The organism is Pseudomonas sp. 2822-17, from assembly GCF_002742485.1.
In the GTDB taxonomy this organism is placed as follows: domain Bacteria; phylum Pseudomonadota; class Gammaproteobacteria; order Pseudomonadales; family Pseudomonadaceae; genus Aquipseudomonas; species Aquipseudomonas cyclaminis.
The window spans coordinates 234,937-252,239 of record NZ_LJRZ01000455.1 but is presented as its reverse complement, the minus strand read 5'-3'; the positions used below and the strand labels follow the sequence as shown (position 1 = coordinate 252,239).

General features: G+C 59.9%; 20 protein-coding genes. 15 read left to right on the top strand and 5 right to left on the bottom strand.

The genetic code is table 11. The features are described from left to right. Positions 1-14: 14 nt before the first annotated feature. The 4 genes from AOA60_RS17905 (at position 15) to purT (ending at position 2,622) form a co-directional block, all read left to right on the top strand. Positions 15-539 (top strand): gamma carbonic anhydrase family protein, encoded by a 525-nt coding sequence (locus AOA60_RS17905; RefSeq protein WP_099585581.1) that lies wholly within the window; start codon positions 15-17, stop codon positions 537-539. Further along, positions 536-751, top strand: a complete 216-nt coding sequence (locus tag AOA60_RS17900; RefSeq protein ID WP_099585580.1) for a DUF1289 domain-containing protein — start codon at positions 536-538, stop codon at positions 749-751. The genes AOA60_RS17905 and AOA60_RS17900 overlap by 4 nt, the downstream gene beginning before the upstream one ends. A gap of 152 nt (positions 752-903) precedes the next feature. After that, positions 904-1,371, top strand: coding sequence for a VUT family protein (locus tag AOA60_RS17895; protein ID WP_099585579.1), 468 nt, complete (start codon positions 904-906; stop codon positions 1,369-1,371). Between the two features lie 69 nt (positions 1,372-1,440). Next, the gene (gene purT, locus AOA60_RS17890) at positions 1,441-2,622 is read left to right on the top strand and encodes a formate-dependent phosphoribosylglycinamide formyltransferase (RefSeq protein WP_099585578.1); all 1,182 of its coding nucleotides are present in this window, start codon (positions 1,441-1,443) and stop codon (positions 2,620-2,622) included. Between the two features lie 49 nt (positions 2,623-2,671). On the opposite strand, the gene AOA60_RS17885 is transcribed toward purT, so the two are convergent. The 3 genes from AOA60_RS17885 to AOA60_RS17875 all read right to left on the bottom strand — a co-directional run bounded on the left by AOA60_RS17885 (position 2,672) and on the right by AOA60_RS17875 (position 6,229). Then, complete coding sequence (locus tag AOA60_RS17885; protein WP_099585577.1) at positions 2,672-3,982, bottom strand: MFS transporter; 1,311 nt, start codon at positions 3,980-3,982, stop codon at positions 2,672-2,674. Positions 3,983-4,174: 192 nt separating this feature from the next. After that, positions 4,175-5,413, bottom strand: coding sequence for a transporter associated domain-containing protein (locus AOA60_RS17880; protein ID WP_099585576.1), 1,239 nt, complete (start codon positions 5,411-5,413; stop codon positions 4,175-4,177). 12 nt (positions 5,414-5,425) lie between these two features. Further along, positions 5,426-6,229, bottom strand: coding sequence for an inner membrane protein YpjD (locus tag AOA60_RS17875; RefSeq protein ID WP_177411576.1), 804 nt, complete (start codon positions 6,227-6,229; stop codon positions 5,426-5,428). 243 nt (positions 6,230-6,472) lie between these two features. Between AOA60_RS17875 and ffh the strand changes: the two genes are divergently transcribed. The 10 genes from ffh to thrC all read left to right on the top strand — a co-directional run bounded on the left by ffh (position 6,473) and on the right by thrC (position 15,374). After that, the gene (gene ffh / locus AOA60_RS17870; RefSeq protein WP_003193965.1) at positions 6,473-7,849 is read left to right on the top strand and encodes a signal recognition particle protein; all 1,377 of its coding nucleotides are present in this window, start codon (positions 6,473-6,475) and stop codon (positions 7,847-7,849) included. A gap of 250 nt (positions 7,850-8,099) precedes the next feature. Further along, positions 8,100-8,351, top strand: coding sequence for a 30S ribosomal protein S16 (rpsP, locus tag AOA60_RS17865; RefSeq protein WP_003238923.1), 252 nt, complete (start codon positions 8,100-8,102; stop codon positions 8,349-8,351). Between the two features lie 5 nt (positions 8,352-8,356). After that, complete coding sequence (rimM, locus tag AOA60_RS17860) at positions 8,357-8,893, top strand: ribosome maturation factor RimM (RefSeq protein ID WP_099585574.1); 537 nt, start codon at positions 8,357-8,359, stop codon at positions 8,891-8,893. After that, entirely contained in the window at positions 8,875-9,648 is a 774-nt protein-coding gene (gene trmD / locus AOA60_RS17855) for a tRNA (guanosine(37)-N1)-methyltransferase TrmD (RefSeq protein ID WP_178075373.1), read from the top strand. Before rimM ends, trmD begins: the two co-directional genes overlap by 19 nt. A gap of 45 nt (positions 9,649-9,693) precedes the next feature. Next, complete coding sequence (gene rplS, locus AOA60_RS17850; RefSeq protein WP_003175895.1) at positions 9,694-10,044, top strand: 50S ribosomal protein L19; 351 nt, start codon at positions 9,694-9,696, stop codon at positions 10,042-10,044. An 82-nt stretch (positions 10,045-10,126) separates the two neighbouring features. Then, complete coding sequence (locus tag AOA60_RS17845; protein ID WP_099585573.1) at positions 10,127-10,540, top strand: acyl-CoA thioesterase; 414 nt, start codon at positions 10,127-10,129, stop codon at positions 10,538-10,540. 151 nt (positions 10,541-10,691) lie between these two features. Beyond that, positions 10,692-11,588: a site-specific tyrosine recombinase XerD gene (gene xerD, locus AOA60_RS17840; protein WP_099585572.1), complete on the top strand. Its 897-nt coding sequence runs from the start codon at positions 10,692-10,694 to the stop codon at positions 11,586-11,588. Positions 11,589-11,732: 144 nt separating this feature from the next. Then, a complete protein-coding gene (locus tag AOA60_RS17835) occupies positions 11,733-12,464 on the top strand; it encodes a thioredoxin fold domain-containing protein (RefSeq protein ID WP_003175893.1) in 732 nt (243 codons plus the stop codon). A 129-nt stretch (positions 12,465-12,593) separates the two neighbouring features. Continuing rightward, complete coding sequence (locus tag AOA60_RS17830) at positions 12,594-13,898, top strand: homoserine dehydrogenase (RefSeq protein ID WP_099585571.1); 1,305 nt, start codon at positions 12,594-12,596, stop codon at positions 13,896-13,898. Between the two features lie 66 nt (positions 13,899-13,964). Further along, entirely contained in the window at positions 13,965-15,374 is a 1,410-nt protein-coding gene (thrC, locus tag AOA60_RS17825) for a threonine synthase (protein ID WP_099585570.1), read from the top strand. An 88-nt stretch (positions 15,375-15,462) separates the two neighbouring features. Here thrC and AOA60_RS17820 read toward each other — a convergent pair whose 3' ends face one another. After that, on the bottom strand, positions 15,463-15,663 hold the full coding sequence (locus AOA60_RS17820) for a hypothetical protein (protein ID WP_099585569.1): 201 nt from the start codon (positions 15,661-15,663) through the stop codon (positions 15,463-15,465). A 313-nt stretch (positions 15,664-15,976) separates the two neighbouring features. Here AOA60_RS17820 and AOA60_RS17815 point away from each other — a divergent pair, with 313 nt between their 5' ends. Further along, positions 15,977-16,261, top strand: coding sequence for a DUF3509 domain-containing protein (locus tag AOA60_RS17815; protein WP_099585568.1), 285 nt, complete (start codon positions 15,977-15,979; stop codon positions 16,259-16,261). A gap of 170 nt (positions 16,262-16,431) precedes the next feature. Here the strand turns inward: AOA60_RS17815 and AOA60_RS17810 are convergent, their stop codons facing one another. Further along, the gene (locus AOA60_RS17810) at positions 16,432-17,301 is read right to left on the bottom strand and encodes a TIGR02285 family protein (protein WP_099585567.1); all 870 of its coding nucleotides are present in this window, start codon (positions 17,299-17,301) and stop codon (positions 16,432-16,434) included. Positions 17,302-17,303: the final 2 nt, after the last annotated feature.

The following is a 17,303-nucleotide window of genomic DNA, read 5'->3' as shown; positions in this document are numbered from 1 at the left end:
CGTGAGGACACACCATGAAATACCGCCTGGGCGACGCCCGCGTCGAGACGCACCCCAACAGCTGGGTGGCACCCAATGCCACGCTGGTGGGCAAGGTCAAGCTGGAGGAGGGCGCCAATGTCTGGTTCAACGCGGTATTGCGTGGCGACAACGAACTGATCCTGATCGGCAAGAACAGCAACGTGCAGGACGGCAGCGTGATGCACACGGACATGGGCTTCCCGCTGACCTTGGGCACCGGCGTGACCATTGGCCATAACGCCATGCTGCACGGCTGCACCGTGGACGATTACAGCCTGATCGGCATCAATGCGGTGATCCTCAACGGCGCGAAAATCGGCAAGCACTGCATCATCGGCGCCAATTCGCTGATCGGCGAAGGCAAGGAAATTCCCGACGGTTCGCTGGTAATGGGCTCGCCGGGCAAAGTGGTGCGCGAGTTGACGGACGCGCAGAAGCGCATGCTCGAAGCCAGCGCCGCGCACTATGTGCATAACTCGCAGCGGTATGCCCGTGACCTGGCCGAGCAGTCAGAATGAACCCGACTGAACGCCCCGTCGCCTCGCCGTGCGTGAGCATTTGCGCGCTGGACGATGATGATATCTGCACTGGCTGCCAGCGGACGGTGGATGAGATTACGCGTTGGAGTCGTATGGATAACACCGAGCGCCGGGTGGTGCTGGGGTTGTGCCATGAGCGGGCGGTGGCGAGTGGGTTGGTGTTTATGGTTCCTGGTAAATCCGGCGCCTGATAGATCGCCATCGGGGGCAAGCCCCCTCCCACAATTGAATGTATTCACAGATCAAAATGTGGGAGGGGGCTTGCCCCCGATGAGGCCCTCCCAGACGACATATTTCCAAATGTGAAGTACCCTGTGCCCCTTGTTCACAGGTCCCTCGCCCCATGCTCTTCCTGATCGCCTACATCAGCAGCGTCGTGCTGATCAACTTCGCCTTCTCCACCGCCCCGCACCTGGACGTAATCTGGTCCGCCTGGGGTGGGCTGGTCTTCATCCTGCGCGACATGGTGCAAACCCGCTTCGGCCATGGTGCGATCGTCGCCATGCTGGCGGCGCTGGTGCTGTCCTATGTCACTTCCGACCCGGCCATCGCCCTGGCCAGTGCCACGGCTTTCGCGGTGTCCGAATGCATCGACTGGCTGGTGTTCAGCATCACCAAGCGCCCACTCCACGATCGCCTGTGGATAAGTTCGGCGCTGAGCATTCCCCTCGATACGTTTATCTTCTTCGGCCTGATCGGTGCCCTGACGCCCGCAGTGGTGGGCACCGCCCTGGCCTCGAAATTCGCCGGTGTGACGGCGGTCTGGTTGATCATGGCCTGGCGCATTCGCAAGCGCGCCGTCGCCAACTGAGGCCAATTTTTACAGTTCATGTAAAATGCCGGCCTTTCTCCCCATGATCCGCTCCCCTGAGGACCTGAGATGACCCGAATCGGAACTCCATTGTCGCCAACCGCGACCCGCGTATTGATGTGTGGCTGCGGTGAGCTGGGCAAGGAAGTGGTAATCGAGCTGCAACGCCTGGGCGTTGAAGTGATTGCCGTGGATCGCTACGCCAACGCGCCGGCCATGCAAGTGGCGCATCGCAGCCATGTGATCAACATGCTCGACGGCGCTGCCCTGCGTGCAGTGATCGAAGCCGAGAAGCCGCACTTCATCGTGCCGGAAATCGAAGCCATCGCCACCGGTACGCTGGTGGAACTGGAAGCCGAAGGTTTCACCGTGATCCCTACCGCCCGTGCAGCGCTGCTGACCATGAACCGTGAGGGCATTCGTCGCCTGGCTGCTGAAGAGCTGGATCTGCCGACCTCGCCGTACCACTTCGCCGACACCTTCGAAGACTACAGCAAGGCTGTCCAGGACCTGGGCTTCCCGTGTGTGGTCAAGCCGGTGATGAGTTCGTCGGGCAAGGGCCAGAGCCTGCTGCGCAGCGCTGACGACGTGCAGAAAGCCTGGGATTACGCCCAGGAAGGCGGGCGTGCTGGCAAAGGCCGCGTGATCATCGAAGGGTTTATCGACTTCGACTACGAAATCACTCTGCTGACCGTGCGTCACGTCGGCGGCACCACCTTCTGCGCGCCGGTCGGTCACCGTCAGGAGAAGGGCGATTATCAAGAGTCCTGGCAGCCTCAGGCCATGAGCCCGGTTGCCTTGGCTGAGTCCGAGCGGGTTGCCAAAGCCGTGACCGAGGCCTTGGGTGGTCGCGGTCTGTTTGGTGTGGAATTGTTCATCAAGGGTGATCAGGTGTGGTTCAGCGAAGTGTCGCCGCGCCCGCACGACACCGGTCTGGTGACCTTGATTTCTCAGGATCTGTCGCAGTTTGCCCTGCACGCACGCGCCATCCTGGGCCTGCCAATCCCGCTGATCCGTCAGTTCGGGCCTTCGGCGTCAGCGGTGATTCTGGTGGAAGGGCAATCGACGCAGACCGCCTTTGCCAACCTCGGCGCGGCACTGAGCGAACCGGACACGGCGTTGCGTCTGTTTGGTAAGCCAGAAGTGAATGGCCAGCGCCGCATGGGCGTGGCGTTGGCGCGGGATGAGTCGATTGAAGCGGCTCGGGCCAAGGCCACCCGGGCTTCCCAGGCTGTTGTGGTAGAGCTCTAAAAGCATCGGGGGCGGTGCGACGATTCGACTTGCCCCCGATAGCGGTCTATCAGGCCACCTTGTTCAAATCATTATCCCGAGTCTCTTTCAGGCACAGCACAGCAATCAAGCTGAGCAACGCTGCCGCCGACACATACCCGCCGACATAACTCAGCCCGCCCATCGCCACCAGTTTGGTCGCGAAAAACGGTGCCGCCGAAGCGCCCACAATCCCACCCAGGTTATACGCCGCCGAAGCCCCGGTATAACGCACGCGTGTCGGGAACAGTTCCGGCAGCATCGCGCCCATCGGCGCGAAGGTCACACCCATCAGGAACAGCTCCAGCGCCAGGAACAGCGCCACGGCCCAGGTCGAACCGTGGGTCAGCAAGGGTTCCATGGTGAAGCCGGACAGGATGGCGAGAATCGCGCCGACGATCAGCACCGGCCTGCGTCCATAGCGATCACTGGCCAAGGCTGCCAGCGGTGTGGCCAACCCCATGAACAGCACCGCGAAGCACAGCAGGCCAAGGAAGGTTTCGCGGCTGTAGCCCAAGGTCGACACGCCGTAGCTCAGGGAAAACGCCGTGGTGATATAGAACAGCGCATAGCACACCACCATCGACGCGGCGCCCAGCAGTACGGGCAGCCAATGCTGGCTGAACAATTCCACCAGCGGCACCTTGACCGGTTTTTCCTTGGCCACGGCGTTGGCGAACACCGGGGTTTCATGCAGCTTCAACCGTGCATACAGGCCGACCATCACCAGCGCGGCGCTGAGAATGAACGGGATGCGCCAACCCCAACTGCGGAATTGCTCGTCGTCAAGGCTCATGGCCAGGATCAGGAACAGGCCGTTGGCCGCCAGAAACCCGATCGATGGGCCAAGCTGCGGGAACATGCCGAACCAGGCGCGTTTGCCTTTCGGAGCGTTCTCGGTGGCCAGCAGTGCCGCGCCGCCCCATTCCCCGCCCAGCCCAAGGCCTTGGCCGAAGCGCAGCACGCACAACAGGATCGGTGCCCAGGCCCCGATGGTGTCGTAGCCCGGCAGCAAGCCGATCAGCGTCGTGCACACGCCCATCAGCAGCAGCGAGGCCACCAACGTGGACTTGCGGCCGATACGGTCACCAAAGTGGCCGAACAGCGCCGAGCCCAGTGGCCGGGCGATGAAGGCGATGCCGAAAGTCAGGAACGACGCCAGCATTTGCGCGGTGCCGGAGGTCTGCGGGAAGAACACCGGGCCGATCACCAGGGCTGCGGCGGTGGCGTAGATATAGAAGTCGTAGAACTCGATGGCGGTGCCGACGATGCTCGCCGTGGCGACCCGTGCAGTCGAGTTGGTCGGGGCGGCGGTCGCGGCCTCGTTATAGGTGGTGCTCATTGAGTTATCCCTGACAGTCATTGCGCGTTTGGACGCGGATTATTATTGGTCGAACACCCGTGGATCAGGGTTGTACGCGGTCGGGCGAAGCTTGGGTAAGCCGCAGGGATTATAGGAAGGGGTCTGGAATTACAACAAGAGCCGACACGCCGCAAATCAAAATGTGGGAGGGGGCTGTTTACCGTCAGGCAGTTACGCGGCGACGGGTATCCGGCTGGTGTGCCAGATCAGCACCTTGGCCACGCGGTTGTCCTCGGTTTCAAGGATTTCCAGGCGGTAGCGGCCGATTTTCAGGCACACCGCGCAATCCGGAATGGTCTCCAGCGCTTCGGTCACCAGGCCGTTGAGGGTCTTGGGGCCGTCGCTGGGCAGGTGCCAGCCCAGGCTCTTGTTCAGTTCGCGGATCGAGGCGGCGCCATCAATGATGTAGCGGCCATCGGGTTGCGCTTCGATATGCGGGTTGTCCGTGCCCTGTTCACTTTCGAATTCACCGACGATTTCTTCGAGGATGTCCTCAAGGGTCACGATGCCCAGCACTTCGCCATACTCATCCACCACCATGCCCAGACGTCGCTGCTGTTTGTGGAAGTTCAGCAGTTGCAGTTGCAGAGGCGTGCTTTCCGGGACGAAGTAGGGTTCGTGGCAGGCGGCGAGCAGCGCCTCTTTGGTCAGGCTGGCGTCGGGCAGCAGATGCTTGACCTGCCGGGTATTGAGCACGGCCTGGACCTGGTTGATATCACTGTGAAACACCGGCAGGCGTGTGCGTGGCGAGATGCGCAGCTGTTCGATGATGGCTTCGATCGAGTCGTCGAGGTTGATGCCGTCCACTTCGCTGCGGGGCACCAGGATGTCATTGACGGTGATGTTGTCCAAGGCGTGGATGCCGGGCATGCGAGGGGTGTGGTCGGCATCGGGCTCGGGTTCGTCATCGTGATCGTGACCGGGCAGAGGCTCGTCGCTCTTTTTCACCGCGCCGGATTTTCGTGCAAACGGGCGCAACAACAGCAGGCTGATGCCATTGAGCAGCCAGGCTGCGGGGTAGAGGATTTTCAACGGCACGCCCAGCAACGTATTGCCAAAGCCCAGCACCGCGTGCGGATGGCGGATAGCCAGGGCGCGAGGCAGGTAATCGGCCAGCACCAGCAGGAGTACGCAGGAAATCAGCCAGCCGAGCCAAGGACCATTCAGCGCCCAGGCATAGATCGCCAGCAGCGTGCAGAGAATCACCACAGCGGCGCGACACAGGCTGTTGCACAGGATCAGGCTGTTACGCGGGAAGTTCAGGCGGGCGGCCGCTTTATCACCCTGGCGTGTACCGGGGCGCAGGGCGAGCAAGTGGTGTTGTGCCGCTTCAATGGCGGTAAACAGCCCGGCCCATAACACCAGCAAGGCGATTACTGCGAGCATCGGCCCTAAGGGCAGGTTATCCATGATTGCTGCCCGTCAGATATGCAGGATGTATTCGCGAACCAGCTTGCTGCCGAAATAGGCCAGCATCAGCAGGCAGAAACCGGCCAGGGTCCAGCGGATCGCCTTGTGCCCACGCCAGCCGAGGCGGTTGCGGCCCCACAGCAACACGCTGAACACCACCCAGGCCAGGCACGCCAGCAGGGTTTTGTGCACCAGATGCTGGGCAAACAGGTTCTCCACGAACAGCCAGCCGGAAATCAGCGACAGCGAGAGGAGTGTCCAGCCGGCCCACAGAAAACCGAACAGCAGGCTTTCCATGGTTTGCAGCGGCGGGAAATTCTTGATCAGGCCGGAAGGGTGCTTGTGCTTGAGCTGATGGTCTTGCAACAGCAGGAGCAGGGCCTGGAACACCGCGATGGTGAACATGCCGTAGGCCAGGATCGACAACAGGATATGCGCGAGAATGCCGGGTTCTTCGTCGATCACCTGCACGGTGCCGGTGGGGGCGAATTGTGCCAGCAGCACCGTCAGCACGCCCAACGGGAAGAGCAGGACCAACAGGTTCTCGACGGGAATCCGATAACAGGCCATCAGCGTCAGGGCAATGACCGCAGCAGCGATCAGGCTGGCGGCGCTGAAAAAGTCCAGGCCCAGGCCAACCGGCGTCATCAGGTGGGTAAACAGGCTCGCGGCATGGGCCAGCAGGGCGAGGACGCCGAGGCCGACCAGCAGGCGTTTGTCTGCCTTGGTGCCTTGGGCAAGACGAGTGCCCTGATAGAGGGTCGCAGCGGCATACAAAATGGCGGCGGCGAGGCTGGGTAGCAAACTGGGTGACAAGGGGACCATAAATCCTGATAGACAAGCCCGAAAGGCGCTGAGTTTGGCATACACCTGCGTTCCACGAAAGACTCCAGGACCAGACAGCGGGTGTGCATGGGCGCAGTCTTCGCTATAATCCGCGACCTGCCCACGCCGCAGGCTCGCCGAGCGCTGTTTTTAATAGCGATTTACCACAGCCTGGGCCGTCATTACCTCGGTCTACCAATGCATTTCGATGAATGGGGCCTGAAAGGATCGCGCATGTTTGAAAACTTGACTGACCGTCTCTCGCAGACGCTGCGCCACGTAACCGGCAAGGCCAAGCTGACCGAGGACAATATTAAAGACACCCTGCGTGAAGTACGCATGGCGTTGCTGGAAGCCGACGTGGCCTTGCCTGTGGTCAAGGACTTCGTCAACTCGGTCAAAGAGCGCGCAGTGGGCACCGAAGTGTCCCGCAGCCTGACGCCGGGCCAGGCTTTTGTGAAGATCGTCCAGGCCGAACTCGAAAGCCTGATGGGCGCTGCCAACGAAGACCTGAACCTCAGCGCCGTGCCACCGGCCGTCGTGCTGATGGCGGGCCTGCAGGGTGCGGGTAAAACCACCACCGCCGGCAAGCTGGCGCGCTTCCTTAAAGAGCGCAAGAAGAAGTCTGTCATGGTGGTGTCGGCCGACGTATACCGTCCGGCGGCCATTAAACAGTTGGAAATGCTGGCGGGCGAAGTCGGCGTGACCTTCTTCCCGTCCGACCTGAGCCAGAAGCCGGTCGACATTGCCAACGCGGCTATTAAAGAAGCCAAGCTCAAGTTCATTGATGTCGTGATCGTCGATACCGCCGGTCGCCTGCACATCGACGAAGAGATGATGGGCGAGATCAAGGCGTTGCATGCCGCGATCAACCCGGTCGAGACGCTGTTCGTGGTCGACGCCATGACCGGTCAGGATGCGGCCAACACCGCCAAGGCTTTCGGTGATGCACTGCCGCTGACCGGCGTGATCCTCACCAAGGTCGACGGCGACGCCCGTGGCGGTGCTGCGCTGTCGGTGCGTGCCATCACTGGCAAGCCGATCAAGTTCATCGGTATGGGCGAGAAGAGCGAAGCGCTCGAACCGTTCCACCCTGAGCGTATCGCCTCGCGTATCCTTGGCATGGGCGACGTACTCAGCCTGATCGAGCAGGCCGAAGCGACCCTCGACAAGGACAAGGCCGATAAACTGGCCAAGAAGCTGAAGAAGGGCAAGGGCTTCGATCTCGAAGACTTCCGTGACCAGCTGCAACAAATGAAGAACATGGGCGGCCTCGGCGGCCTGATGGACAAGCTGCCGAATATCGGCGGTGTGAACCTGGCGCAAATGGGCAATGCCCAGGGCGCGGCAGAGAAGCAGTTCAAGCAGATGGAGGCCATCATCAACTCCATGACCCCGGCCGAGCGCCGCGACCCTGAGCTGATCAGCGGTTCGCGCAAACGTCGGATCGCCATGGGCTCCGGCACCCAGGTGCAGGACATCGGTCGCTTGATCAAGCAGCACAAGCAGATGCAGAAGATGATGAAGAAATTCTCCGCCAAAGGCGGAATGGCCAAGATGATGCGCGGCATGGGCGGTATGTTGCCCGGCGGCGGCATGCCGAAAATGTAAAGAATTCGAGCGGGGGCGTGCCCCTGCTCCGACCCACAGGGATGTGGGATCTCCAGCAAACCCGCCGTTGGCGGGGGCTGACCTGCCGTTTTAACCGACGGCTCTCTAGCAGATCTGAATGGCACGCTGATAGGCGCCAGAAAAAGACATTTGCAAAAGTCCGGATATTCCTTAGAATATGCGGCCTTTCGGGCACCTATGCCCGCTGTGCATTTAGATTTGCAGCACCGACTACAGGAACGATGTTCACATGCTAACAATCCGTCTTGCCCTTGGCGGCTCCAAAAAGCGCCCGTTTTACCACTTGACCGTAACTGACAGCCGCAACCCACGTGACGGCTCTCACAAGGAACAAGTAGGCTTCTTCAACCCGATCGCTCGTGGTCAAGAAGTCCGTCTGTCCGTGAACCAAGAGCGCGTAGCCTACTGGCTGAGCGTTGGTGCACAACCGTCTGAGCGTGTTGCTAAGTTGTTGAAGGACTCGGCTAAGGCCGCAGCCTGAGCAATATGAACGCGACGCCAGCTGTTGCTGATGATTTGATCGTTATCGGCAAGATTTATTCTGTTCATGGCGTTCGCGGCGAAGTGAAGGTGTATTCCTTTACTGATCCGACTGAAAACCTGTTGCAGTACAAAACCTGGACGCTCAGGCGCGAAGGGAGTGTGAAACAGGTCGAGCTGGTCAGCGGACGCGGGAGCGATAAGTTCCTGGTCGCGAAGCTCAAGGGTCTTGATGATCGTGAAGAAGCTCGTCTTCTGGCTGGTTATGAGATCTGCGTGCCGCGCAACCTGTTCCCTGAATTGACCGACGGCGAGTACTACTGGTACCAGCTGGAAGGTCTGAAGGTTATTGATCAACTCGGGCAATTGTTCGGGAAAATCGATCATCTTCTGGAAACCGGCGCCAATGATGTAATGGTGGTCAAGCCTTGCGCTGGCAGCCTGGATGATCGCGAACGCCTGCTGCCCTATACGGAGCAGTGTGTGTTGGCTATCGACCTGGTAGCGGGCGAGATGAAGGTGGAATGGGACGCGGACTTCTAAGCGTGGCTAATTTGCGCATTGAAGTGATCAGTTTGTTTCCCGAGATGTTTTCCGCCATCAGCGAGTACGGCATCACCAGTCGGGCGGTGAAACAGGGGCTCTTGCAGCTTACCTGTTGGAACCCGCGAGACTACACGACGGATCGACATCACACTGTGGACGATCGCCCATTTGGCGGTGGCCCGGGCATGGTGATGAAGATCAAGCCCCTGGAAGACGCGTTGGTTCAGGCCAAGGCAGTTGCCGGGGAGAAGGCGAAGGTAATTTACCTGTCCCCTCAAGGCCGTCAGCTGAAACAGGCTGCGGTACGCGACATGGCGAATGAGGAAGCATTAATCCTGATTGCCGGTCGCTATGAAGGCATTGACGAGCGATTTATTGAAGCTCATGTCGATGAAGAGTGGTCGATTGGGGACTATGTCCTGTCTGGCGGTGAGCTGCCGGCGATGGTCCTGATAGATGCGGTTACACGACTGCTGCCTGGAGCTTTAGGGCATGCGGACTCCGCGGAGGAAGACTCCTTCACGGACGGTTTGCTGGATTGCCCGCACTACACCCGACCGGAGGTGTATGCGGATCAGCGTGTTCCCGACGTATTGCTAAGTGGCAATCACGCACACATCCGGCGTTGGCGTTTACAGCAGTCCCTTGGTCGGACCTATGAACGACGCGCCGATCTTCTGGAAAGCCGCTCGCTTTCTGGAGAAGAGAAGAAGCTGCTCGAGGAATACATCCTCGCGCGGGACGATAGTTAACAACGTATCGATGGTAGGTCCATTGACTTACCTTAGGAGCACAGCATGACTAACAAAATCATCCTTGCACTCGAAGCAGAGCAGATGACCAAAGAGATCCCTACCTTTGCCCCGGGCGACACTATTGTCGTTCAGGTGAAAGTGAAGGAAGGCGACCGTTCGCGTCTGCAAGCGTTCGAAGGCGTGGTAATTGCCAAGCGTAACCGTGGTGTGAACAGTGCTTTCACTGTTCGTAAAATCTCCAACGGTGTTGGCGTAGAGCGTACTTTCCAGACCTACAGCCCGCAAATCGACAGCATGGCCGTCAAGCGTCGCGGTGACGTACGTAAAGCCAAGCTGTACTACCTGCGTGACCTGTCCGGTAAAGCAGCTCGCATCAAGGAAAAACTGGCTTAAGTCCAGCTTCCCGATGCAGAAAGAAGCAGCCTACGGGCTGCTTTTTTGTGCCTGAAATTTGTCCATTCCCCGGTATTTGTCCATGACCACCCGCCCCGAAGAAATCCAGCGTCGCACCGATCTGTCCGTGACCCACGTGACCAAGGCCGTATTCCCGCCCACCACCAACCACCACAACACCCTGTTCGGCGGCACCGCGTTGGCCTGGATGGATGAAGTGTCGTTCATCACCGCCACGCGCTTCTGTCGTTTGCCGTTGGTGACGGTCTCCACTGACCGCATCGACTTCAATCACGCCATCCCGGCGGGCTCTATCGTTGAACTCATCGGGCGGGTTATCAAGGTAGGGAACACCAGCCTCAAGGTGGAGGTTGAGGTGTTCGTTGAGAGCATGAGTGCCGATGGCCGCGAGAAGGCGATCCAGGGCGTGTTCAGCTTTGTCGCGATTGACGCCGACAAGCGCCCGGTGCCGGTGTTGCCAGGGTTTGTTGACTGATTCAGACCGAGTCGCGGCCATCGGGGCAAGCCCCTCCCACATTTGATCTTTATCGGACACAAAATAGCGGGGGCGATACAAAACAAGTGTGGGAGTGGGCTTGCCCACGATAGGATCTAACAGACGCCACATTATTTTTGCCCGAGCCCTCATGCCTGCCATTGACCACCCCCTGATCGACCGCTTCCTCGACGCCCTCTGGCTGGAAAAGGGCCTGTCGGACAACACCCGTCAGGCCTACCGCAGCGACCTTGCCCTGTTCAACGGCTGGTTGCAGGATAAAAACCTTGAATTGATCAATGCTGGCCGCGAGCTGATCCTCGATCACTTGGCCTGGCGCCTGGAGCAGAATTACAAGCCGCGTTCCACTGCGCGATTTCTCTCCGGTGTACGTGGCTTTTATCGCTATCTGCTGCGGGAAAAACTCATCACCCTGGACCCGACGCTGCAGGTCGATATGCCGCAGCTCGGTAGGCCTTTGCCCAAGTCCTTGTCGGAAGCCGATGTCGATGCTCTGCTTGCCGCGCCCGACCTCAGCGAGGCTATCGGCCAGCGCGACCGCGCCATGCTGGAAGTCTTGTATGCCTGTGGCCTGCGGGTCACCGAGTTGATCAGCCTGACGCTGGAGCAGGTCAACCTGCGTCAGGGCGTACTGCGGGTGATGGGCAAGGGCAGCAAGGAGCGGCTGGTGCCGATGGGGGAGGAGGCGATTGTGTGGGTCGAGCGCTATATGCGCGATGCCCGTGGCGAGTTGCTCGGCGGCCGTCCCAGTGATGTGTTGTTCCCCAGCCAGCGCGGTGAGCAAATGACCCGCCAGACGTTCTGGCATCGCATCAAGCACCAGGCCAAGGTCGCGGGGATTGGCAAGAGCCTGTCGCCCCATACGTTACGCCATGCATTTGCCACCCATTTGCTCAACCACGGCGCGGATTTGCGCGTGGTGCAAATGCTGCTCGGGCACAGCGACTTATCCACCACCCAGATCTACACCCATGTGGCGCGCGCGCGATTGCAGGATATGCACGCCAAGCACCACCCACGAGGCTGAAAACCGCCAATTTATACCGCCACGGGCTGCCCTGCGGCCCAACTGTGGTAGGCTTTGCCGGTTAGCAAAGGTGACGGTGCCGGCCCGTGTCTACTGAGATAGCGGTGTTCCTTCCCGTCCCTGCATCTGCCTTCAGGAGTTCCCATGCGCTTGACCCAGATTATTGCCGCCGCAGCCATTGCGTTGGTTTCCACCTTTGCCGTCGCTGATGACGCTGCCGAGCAGACCATCCGCAAGAGCCTGGCCAACCTGCAGCTCGACACCCCGATCGAAAGCATCAGCGCCAGCCCGATGGCCGGCCTGTATGAAGTCAAGCTCAAGGGCAGCCGCGTGCTGTACGCCAGTGCCGACGGCCAGTACATCGTTCAGGGCTACCTGTTTCAGCTCAAGGACGGCAAGCCGGTCAACCTGACCGAGAAAGCCGAGCGTCTGGGCGTGTCCAAGCTGATCAATGGTATCCCAGTGGCTGAAACCGTAGTTTACCCGGCCATTGGCGAGACCAAGACCCACATCACGGTGTTCACCGACACCACCTGCCCGTACTGCCACAAGCTGCACGCCGAAGTGCCAGCGCTGAACAAGCTCGGTGTGGAAGTTCGCTACGTTGCGTTCCCGCGCCAGGGCCTGGGTTCGCCGGGTGACGAGCAGTTGCAAGCCGTATGGTGCTCGGCCGACAAGAAAGCGGCCATGGACAAGATGGTCGACGGCAAGGAAATCAAGGCTGCCAAGTGCGCCAATCCGGTCTCCAAGCAATTCGCCCTGGGCCAGTCCATCGGTGTGAACGGTACGCCGGCCATCGTTTTGGCTGACGGCCAGGTGATTCCGGGCTACCAGCCGGCACCACAAGTTGCCAAACTGGCGCTGAGTGCCAAATAAACCAGCATCGTCGAACCTTTGACGATCATGGCCCGTTGATAAGTCGACGGGCCATCAATTGAAAGCCGCAGTCGTGCGGCTGTTTTCCACGGCCGACCTTGCGTCGGCCGTTTCATGGGGAGTTCTTCAGTGAAACCGGTCAAAGTAGGCATCTGTGGATTAGGGACCGTCGGTGGCGGCACCTTCAACGTACTTCAGCGTAATGCTGAAGAAATTTCCCGCCGTGCAGGGCGTGGGATTGAAGTGGCGCAAATTGCCACGCGTTCGCCAAAGCCTCAGTTCGAAACGACCGGTATTGCGATTACCAACGATGTCTTCGCCGTGGCCACCAACCCTGAGATCGATATCGTCATTGAGCTGGTGGGCGGCTACACCGTAGCCCGTGAGGTGGTGCTCAAGGCCATCGAGAACGGCAAGCACGTGGTCACTGCCAACAAGGCGCTGATCGCCGTGCACGGCAACGAGATCTTCGCCAAGGCCCGCGAGAAGGGCGTGATCGTGGCGTTCGAAGCCGCCGTGGCCGGTGGTATCCCGGTAATCAAGGCGATCCGTGAAGGCCTGTCCGCCAACCGTATCAACTGGGTGGCCGGCATCATCAACGGCACCGGTAACTTCATCCTTACCGAAATGCGCGAGAAGGGCCGTACCTTCGAAGACGTGCTGGCCGAAGCCCAGGCGCTGGGCTACGCCGAAGCCGACCCGACATTCGACGTGGAAGGTATCGACGCCGCCCACAAGCTGACCATCCTGGCGTCCATCGCCTTTGGTATCCCGCTGCAGTTCGACAAGGCCTACACCGAAGGCATCACCAAGCTGACTACCGCCGACGTGAACTACGCCGAAGCCCTGGGCTATCGCATCAAGCACCTCGGTGTAGCGCGCAGCACCCCGGCCGGTATCGAGCTGCGTGTGCACCCGACGCTGATCCCGGCTGATCGCCTGATCGCCAACGTCAACGGCGTGATGAACGCGGTGATGGTCAATGGTGATGCTGCCGGTTCCACGTTGTTCTACGGCGCCGGCGCCGGCATGGAGCCGACCGCTTCTTCGGTGATCGCCGACCTGGTGGACGTGGTTCGCGCCATGACCAGCGACCCGGAAAACCGCGTACCGCACCTGGCCTTTCAGCCGGATTCGCTGTCGGCCCATCCGATCCTGCCGATCGAAGCGTGCGAAAGCGCCTACTACCTGCGCATCCAGGCCAAGGATCATCCGGGCGTGTTGGCCCAGGTCGCCAGCATCCTGTCCGAGCGCGGTATCAACATCGAGTCGATCATGCAGAAGGAAGTCGAGGAGCAAAACGGCCAGGTGCCGATGATCCTGCTGACCCACCGCGTGCTTGAGCAGCACATCAACGATGCCATCACCGCGTTGGAAGCCTTGCAAGGCGTCGTCGGCCCGGTCGTGCGTATTCGTGTCGAACACCTGAACTAACCGATTGTTCCAGGGGCCCCGCGCGTTCGGCGGCCTCTGTTCGAGAATGTTTTAGAGGAGCCAGTCATGCGTTATATCAGTACCCGCGGCCAGGCACCGGCCCTGAATTTCGAAGACGTCCTGCTGGCAGGCCTTGCCACCGACGGCGGCCTGTACGTGCCGGAAAACCTGCCACGCTTCACCCAGGAAGAAATCGCCTCCTGGGCCGGCCTGCCGTACCACGAGCTGGCGTTCCGGGTGATGCGCCCGTTCGTCACCGGCAGCATTCCGGATGCGGATTTCAAGAAGATCCTGGAAGAAACCTACGGTGTGTTTTCCCACAGCGCCATCGCGCCGTTGCGCCAACTGAACGGCAACGAGTGGGTATTGGAGCTGTTCCACGGCCCGACCCTGGCGTTCAAGGACTTCGCCCTGCAACTGCTCGGTCGTTTGCTGGACTACGTGCTGGAGAAACGCGGCGAGCGCGTGGTGATCATCGGCGCGACCTCCGGTGACACCGGCTCGGCGGCGATTGAAGGCTGCAAGCACTGCGAAAACGTCGACATCTTCATCCTGCACCCGCATAAGCGTGTGTCCGAAGTGCAGCGTCGCCAGATGACCACCATCTTTGGTGAGAACATCCACAACATCGCCATCGAAGGCAACTTCGACGACTGCCAGGAAATGGTCAAGAACAGCTTCGCTGACCAGAGCTTCCTGAAAGGCACACGCCTAGTTGCGGTGAACTCGATCAACTGGGCGCGGATCATGGCCCAGATCGTCTACTACTTCCACGCCTCCCTGCAGTTGGGCGGCCCGGCGCGCTCGGTGTCGTTCTCGGTGCCGACCGGCAACTTCGGCGACATCTTCGCCGGCTACCTGGCGCGCAACATGGGCCTGCCGATCAACCAGTTGATCGTCGCCACCAACCGCAACGACATCCTGCACCGCTTCATGAGCGGCAATCAGTACGTCAAGGAAACCCTGCACGCGACCCTGTCGCCGTCCATGGACATCATGGTTTCGTCGAACTTCGAGCGTCTGCTGTTCGACATGCACGGTCGCAACGGCTCGGCGATTGCCGGCTTGATGGACACCTTCAAGAGCGGTGGCGGTTTCAGCGTGGATGAAGAGCGCTGGACCGAAACCCGCAAGCTCTTCGACTCCCTGGCCGTGGACGATGCTCAGACCTGCGAGACCATTGCCGAAGTCTATGCCGAGACCGGCGAGCTGCTCGACCCGCACACCGCCATCGGTGTGAAGGCCGCCCGCGAATGTCGTCGCAGCCTGGATATCCCGATGGTGATCCTGGGCACTGCCCACCCGGTCAAATTCCCCGAAGCGGTGGAGAAGGCTGGTGTTGGCAAAGCGCTGGAGCTGCCGGTGCACCTGACCGACCTGTTCGAACGTGAAGAGCGTTGCACGGTGTTGGCCAATGACTTGAAAGCCGTGCAGGCGTTTGTCAGCCAGCATGGCAACCGGGGCAAGCCGTTGTAAGGCAAACCGCGTACACAAAAACGCCGCTGTCCCTTCCTTGGGGCAGCGGCGTTTTTTGTTTTTTTGGCAGGCCCGATTAAACGACGGTCTACGTAAGCAGCTTATGTGCCAGGGCCATTACCGTACCTACGGCTGTGAAGAAGCCTATCGCGATGCCTACGGGGTACCAGAAGACTTCACGGGTTATCTTGTGGACTTCAGCGTTGAACTTGCGCTGTTCAGCATAGATACGTGATATGTCTGCGTGAATTTTCTCGATCGAGGCTTGTTGTTCATTGTGTTCCAGCATCATGTTCATCCTTCGCAATAAGGGCCTTTTGATATGCGCTCTCGCCTGCGCGGCGCAGTGAAAAACACTCAACGCGTATAGGATTCGCTCTGCGCCCCGGCGTCTGCAAACCCCAAAACAGCCACTCATTGCGTAAGCACTTATGTGCGGCCGTTTTTTCGTTGTCATGTTGCAAGTGCATGCTGGTTCTCGTCATCCCCTGACGGGCCTATAAAGACGAAAAAGCGAACTTTCCTACGTAACAACCAGTCACTTAGGATAGATGCAGCTCCCGTTGAAACGATTGTTCCCGAACTATTGAGTGGTGATCGAGATGGAAAGTATCAGCCTATTGCTCGAAGAAGCACTGAGCCCTTATCAGGTTACGCTGACCACCGCGGGTGTTCAGGACGAGTGCTTGGTGACGGTGAAGAATCCTGCTGGCGCTATCGTCGTCGAGCGTGAAGTCGACCGCGCCCAATTGATGGATAAGCGCGTGCTGGTGGACGTAGTGGACTGCTTGCTGCGCGATATCAAAATCGCGGAAGGGCGCGTGGAGCCCTCGGTCATCGCGGCCTTGCGTAACGCTGCCCAGACCCGCAGCGCTGCCCGCGCATGAAGAATTGTTCACTGATGGAAACTTCCTACAGCATGGCCGGTCAGATTTTGTAACAGCAAGAGCAAACATTGTGCTCCGGTGTTTGTGGCTTGCTGTACTGGTCTTTGTTGGCCACGTTTAACCCCGAAGTGTCTCCCCACGCTTCGGGGTTTCTTTTTGCCCGCGATTTGTCAGGGCATGGGCGTGTCCTGGTAGAACCGGGGGTGGTCGATCAGGTATTGCGCGCGTAGCGTCGGGTCGAGCCAGGCCGCGTAGGAGTGCAGCAGTTGAGCTTGGGGCAGTTCGCTCAACACTTGGTTGATGTGTTCAATCGCCTGGTGGCCCTGGGGCGTATTGGAGCAACCGATGTGAACACGCTGGTAGGGCATGGAGCCGGCAATGGGATAGAACGCCAATGTCAGCGGCTCAATACCCTGGCGCAGGGCGTGATAGCGAATTTCAGTCCAGTAGCCCAGCACCGCTTCCAGACGCCCCAAGCGCTGCATTTGCAGCAGGCTGCCCAGTGCGTCGTTTCCGTAGTGCAGTACGCGGTTGTGTGCGTCCGCGTGCTCCAGCACGTCGTCGATGAACGCCCCGTAGCTGCGCTCGGCCACTACGCCCAGGCGTGCGTGTTTATCCAGCAGGAGCGCCGAGAGGTCGACCCGCTGCTGTGCAATAAACGGCGCGAGCACTTCACGGTGGTCCTGGCGCACCACCACGCCGTTGCTGACGATGGAAAAAGCCGGACGCGAATACACCACCCACTTGGCCCGCTCCGGCGTCCACAGCATGGTGGGGTCGCAGGTCAGGGCGGTTGTCTGCAGCATTTGCAGGCCGCGCGCACGGTTGACGTGCAGAATCTTGTGCTGGTACTCGGGCAGGCGATCCATCAGCATCGGCAGCAATTCGTCGATGGCGCCCTGACCCTTTTGCGGGCCGTCGAAGATGATCATCGGCGGCAAGTCGCGGATCAGCCAGGTCAAGGTGTCCGCCGCCTGGGCTGGCAATGGCAGAAGTCCGAACAACGGTGCACAAAGGCCCAGCAGCCAACGAGGCGCCATTA

Excerpts from the sequence above, each read along its gene's own strand:
- AOA60_RS17905 (WP_099585581.1), top strand. The coding sequence starts at position 15 with ATGAAATACCGCCTGGGCGACGCCCGCGTCGAGACGCACCCCAACAGC.
- AOA60_RS17900 (WP_099585580.1), top strand. The coding sequence starts at position 536 with ATGAACCCGACTGAACGCCCCGTCGCCTCGCCGTGCGTGAGCATTTGC.
- AOA60_RS17895 (WP_099585579.1), top strand. The coding sequence starts at position 904 with ATGCTCTTCCTGATCGCCTACATCAGCAGCGTCGTGCTGATCAACTTC.
- purT (WP_099585578.1), top strand. The coding sequence starts at position 1,441 with ATGACCCGAATCGGAACTCCATTGTCGCCAACCGCGACCCGCGTATTG.
- AOA60_RS17885 (WP_099585577.1), bottom strand. The coding sequence starts at position 3,982 with ATGAGCACCACCTATAACGAGGCCGCGACCGCCGCCCCGACCAACTCG.
- AOA60_RS17880 (WP_099585576.1), bottom strand. The coding sequence starts at position 5,413 with ATGGATAACCTGCCCTTAGGGCCGATGCTCGCAGTAATCGCCTTGCTG.
- ffh (WP_003193965.1), top strand. The coding sequence starts at position 6,473 with ATGTTTGAAAACTTGACTGACCGTCTCTCGCAGACGCTGCGCCACGTA.
- rpsP (WP_003238923.1), top strand. The coding sequence starts at position 8,100 with ATGCTAACAATCCGTCTTGCCCTTGGCGGCTCCAAAAAGCGCCCGTTT.
- rimM (WP_099585574.1), top strand. The coding sequence starts at position 8,357 with ATGAACGCGACGCCAGCTGTTGCTGATGATTTGATCGTTATCGGCAAG.
- trmD (WP_178075373.1), top strand. The coding sequence starts at position 8,875 with ATGGGACGCGGACTTCTAAGCGTGGCTAATTTGCGCATTGAAGTGATC.
- rplS (WP_003175895.1), top strand. The coding sequence starts at position 9,694 with ATGACTAACAAAATCATCCTTGCACTCGAAGCAGAGCAGATGACCAAA.
- AOA60_RS17845 (WP_099585573.1), top strand. The coding sequence starts at position 10,127 with ATGACCACCCGCCCCGAAGAAATCCAGCGTCGCACCGATCTGTCCGTG.
- xerD (WP_099585572.1), top strand. The coding sequence starts at position 10,692 with ATGCCTGCCATTGACCACCCCCTGATCGACCGCTTCCTCGACGCCCTC.
- AOA60_RS17835 (WP_003175893.1), top strand. The coding sequence starts at position 11,733 with ATGCGCTTGACCCAGATTATTGCCGCCGCAGCCATTGCGTTGGTTTCC.
- thrC (WP_099585570.1), top strand. The coding sequence starts at position 13,965 with ATGCGTTATATCAGTACCCGCGGCCAGGCACCGGCCCTGAATTTCGAA.
- AOA60_RS17820 (WP_099585569.1), bottom strand. The coding sequence starts at position 15,663 with ATGCTGGAACACAATGAACAACAAGCCTCGATCGAGAAAATTCACGCA.
- AOA60_RS17815 (WP_099585568.1), top strand. The coding sequence starts at position 15,977 with ATGGAAAGTATCAGCCTATTGCTCGAAGAAGCACTGAGCCCTTATCAG.
- AOA60_RS17810 (WP_099585567.1), bottom strand. The coding sequence starts at position 17,301 with ATGGCGCCTCGTTGGCTGCTGGGCCTTTGTGCACCGTTGTTCGGACTT.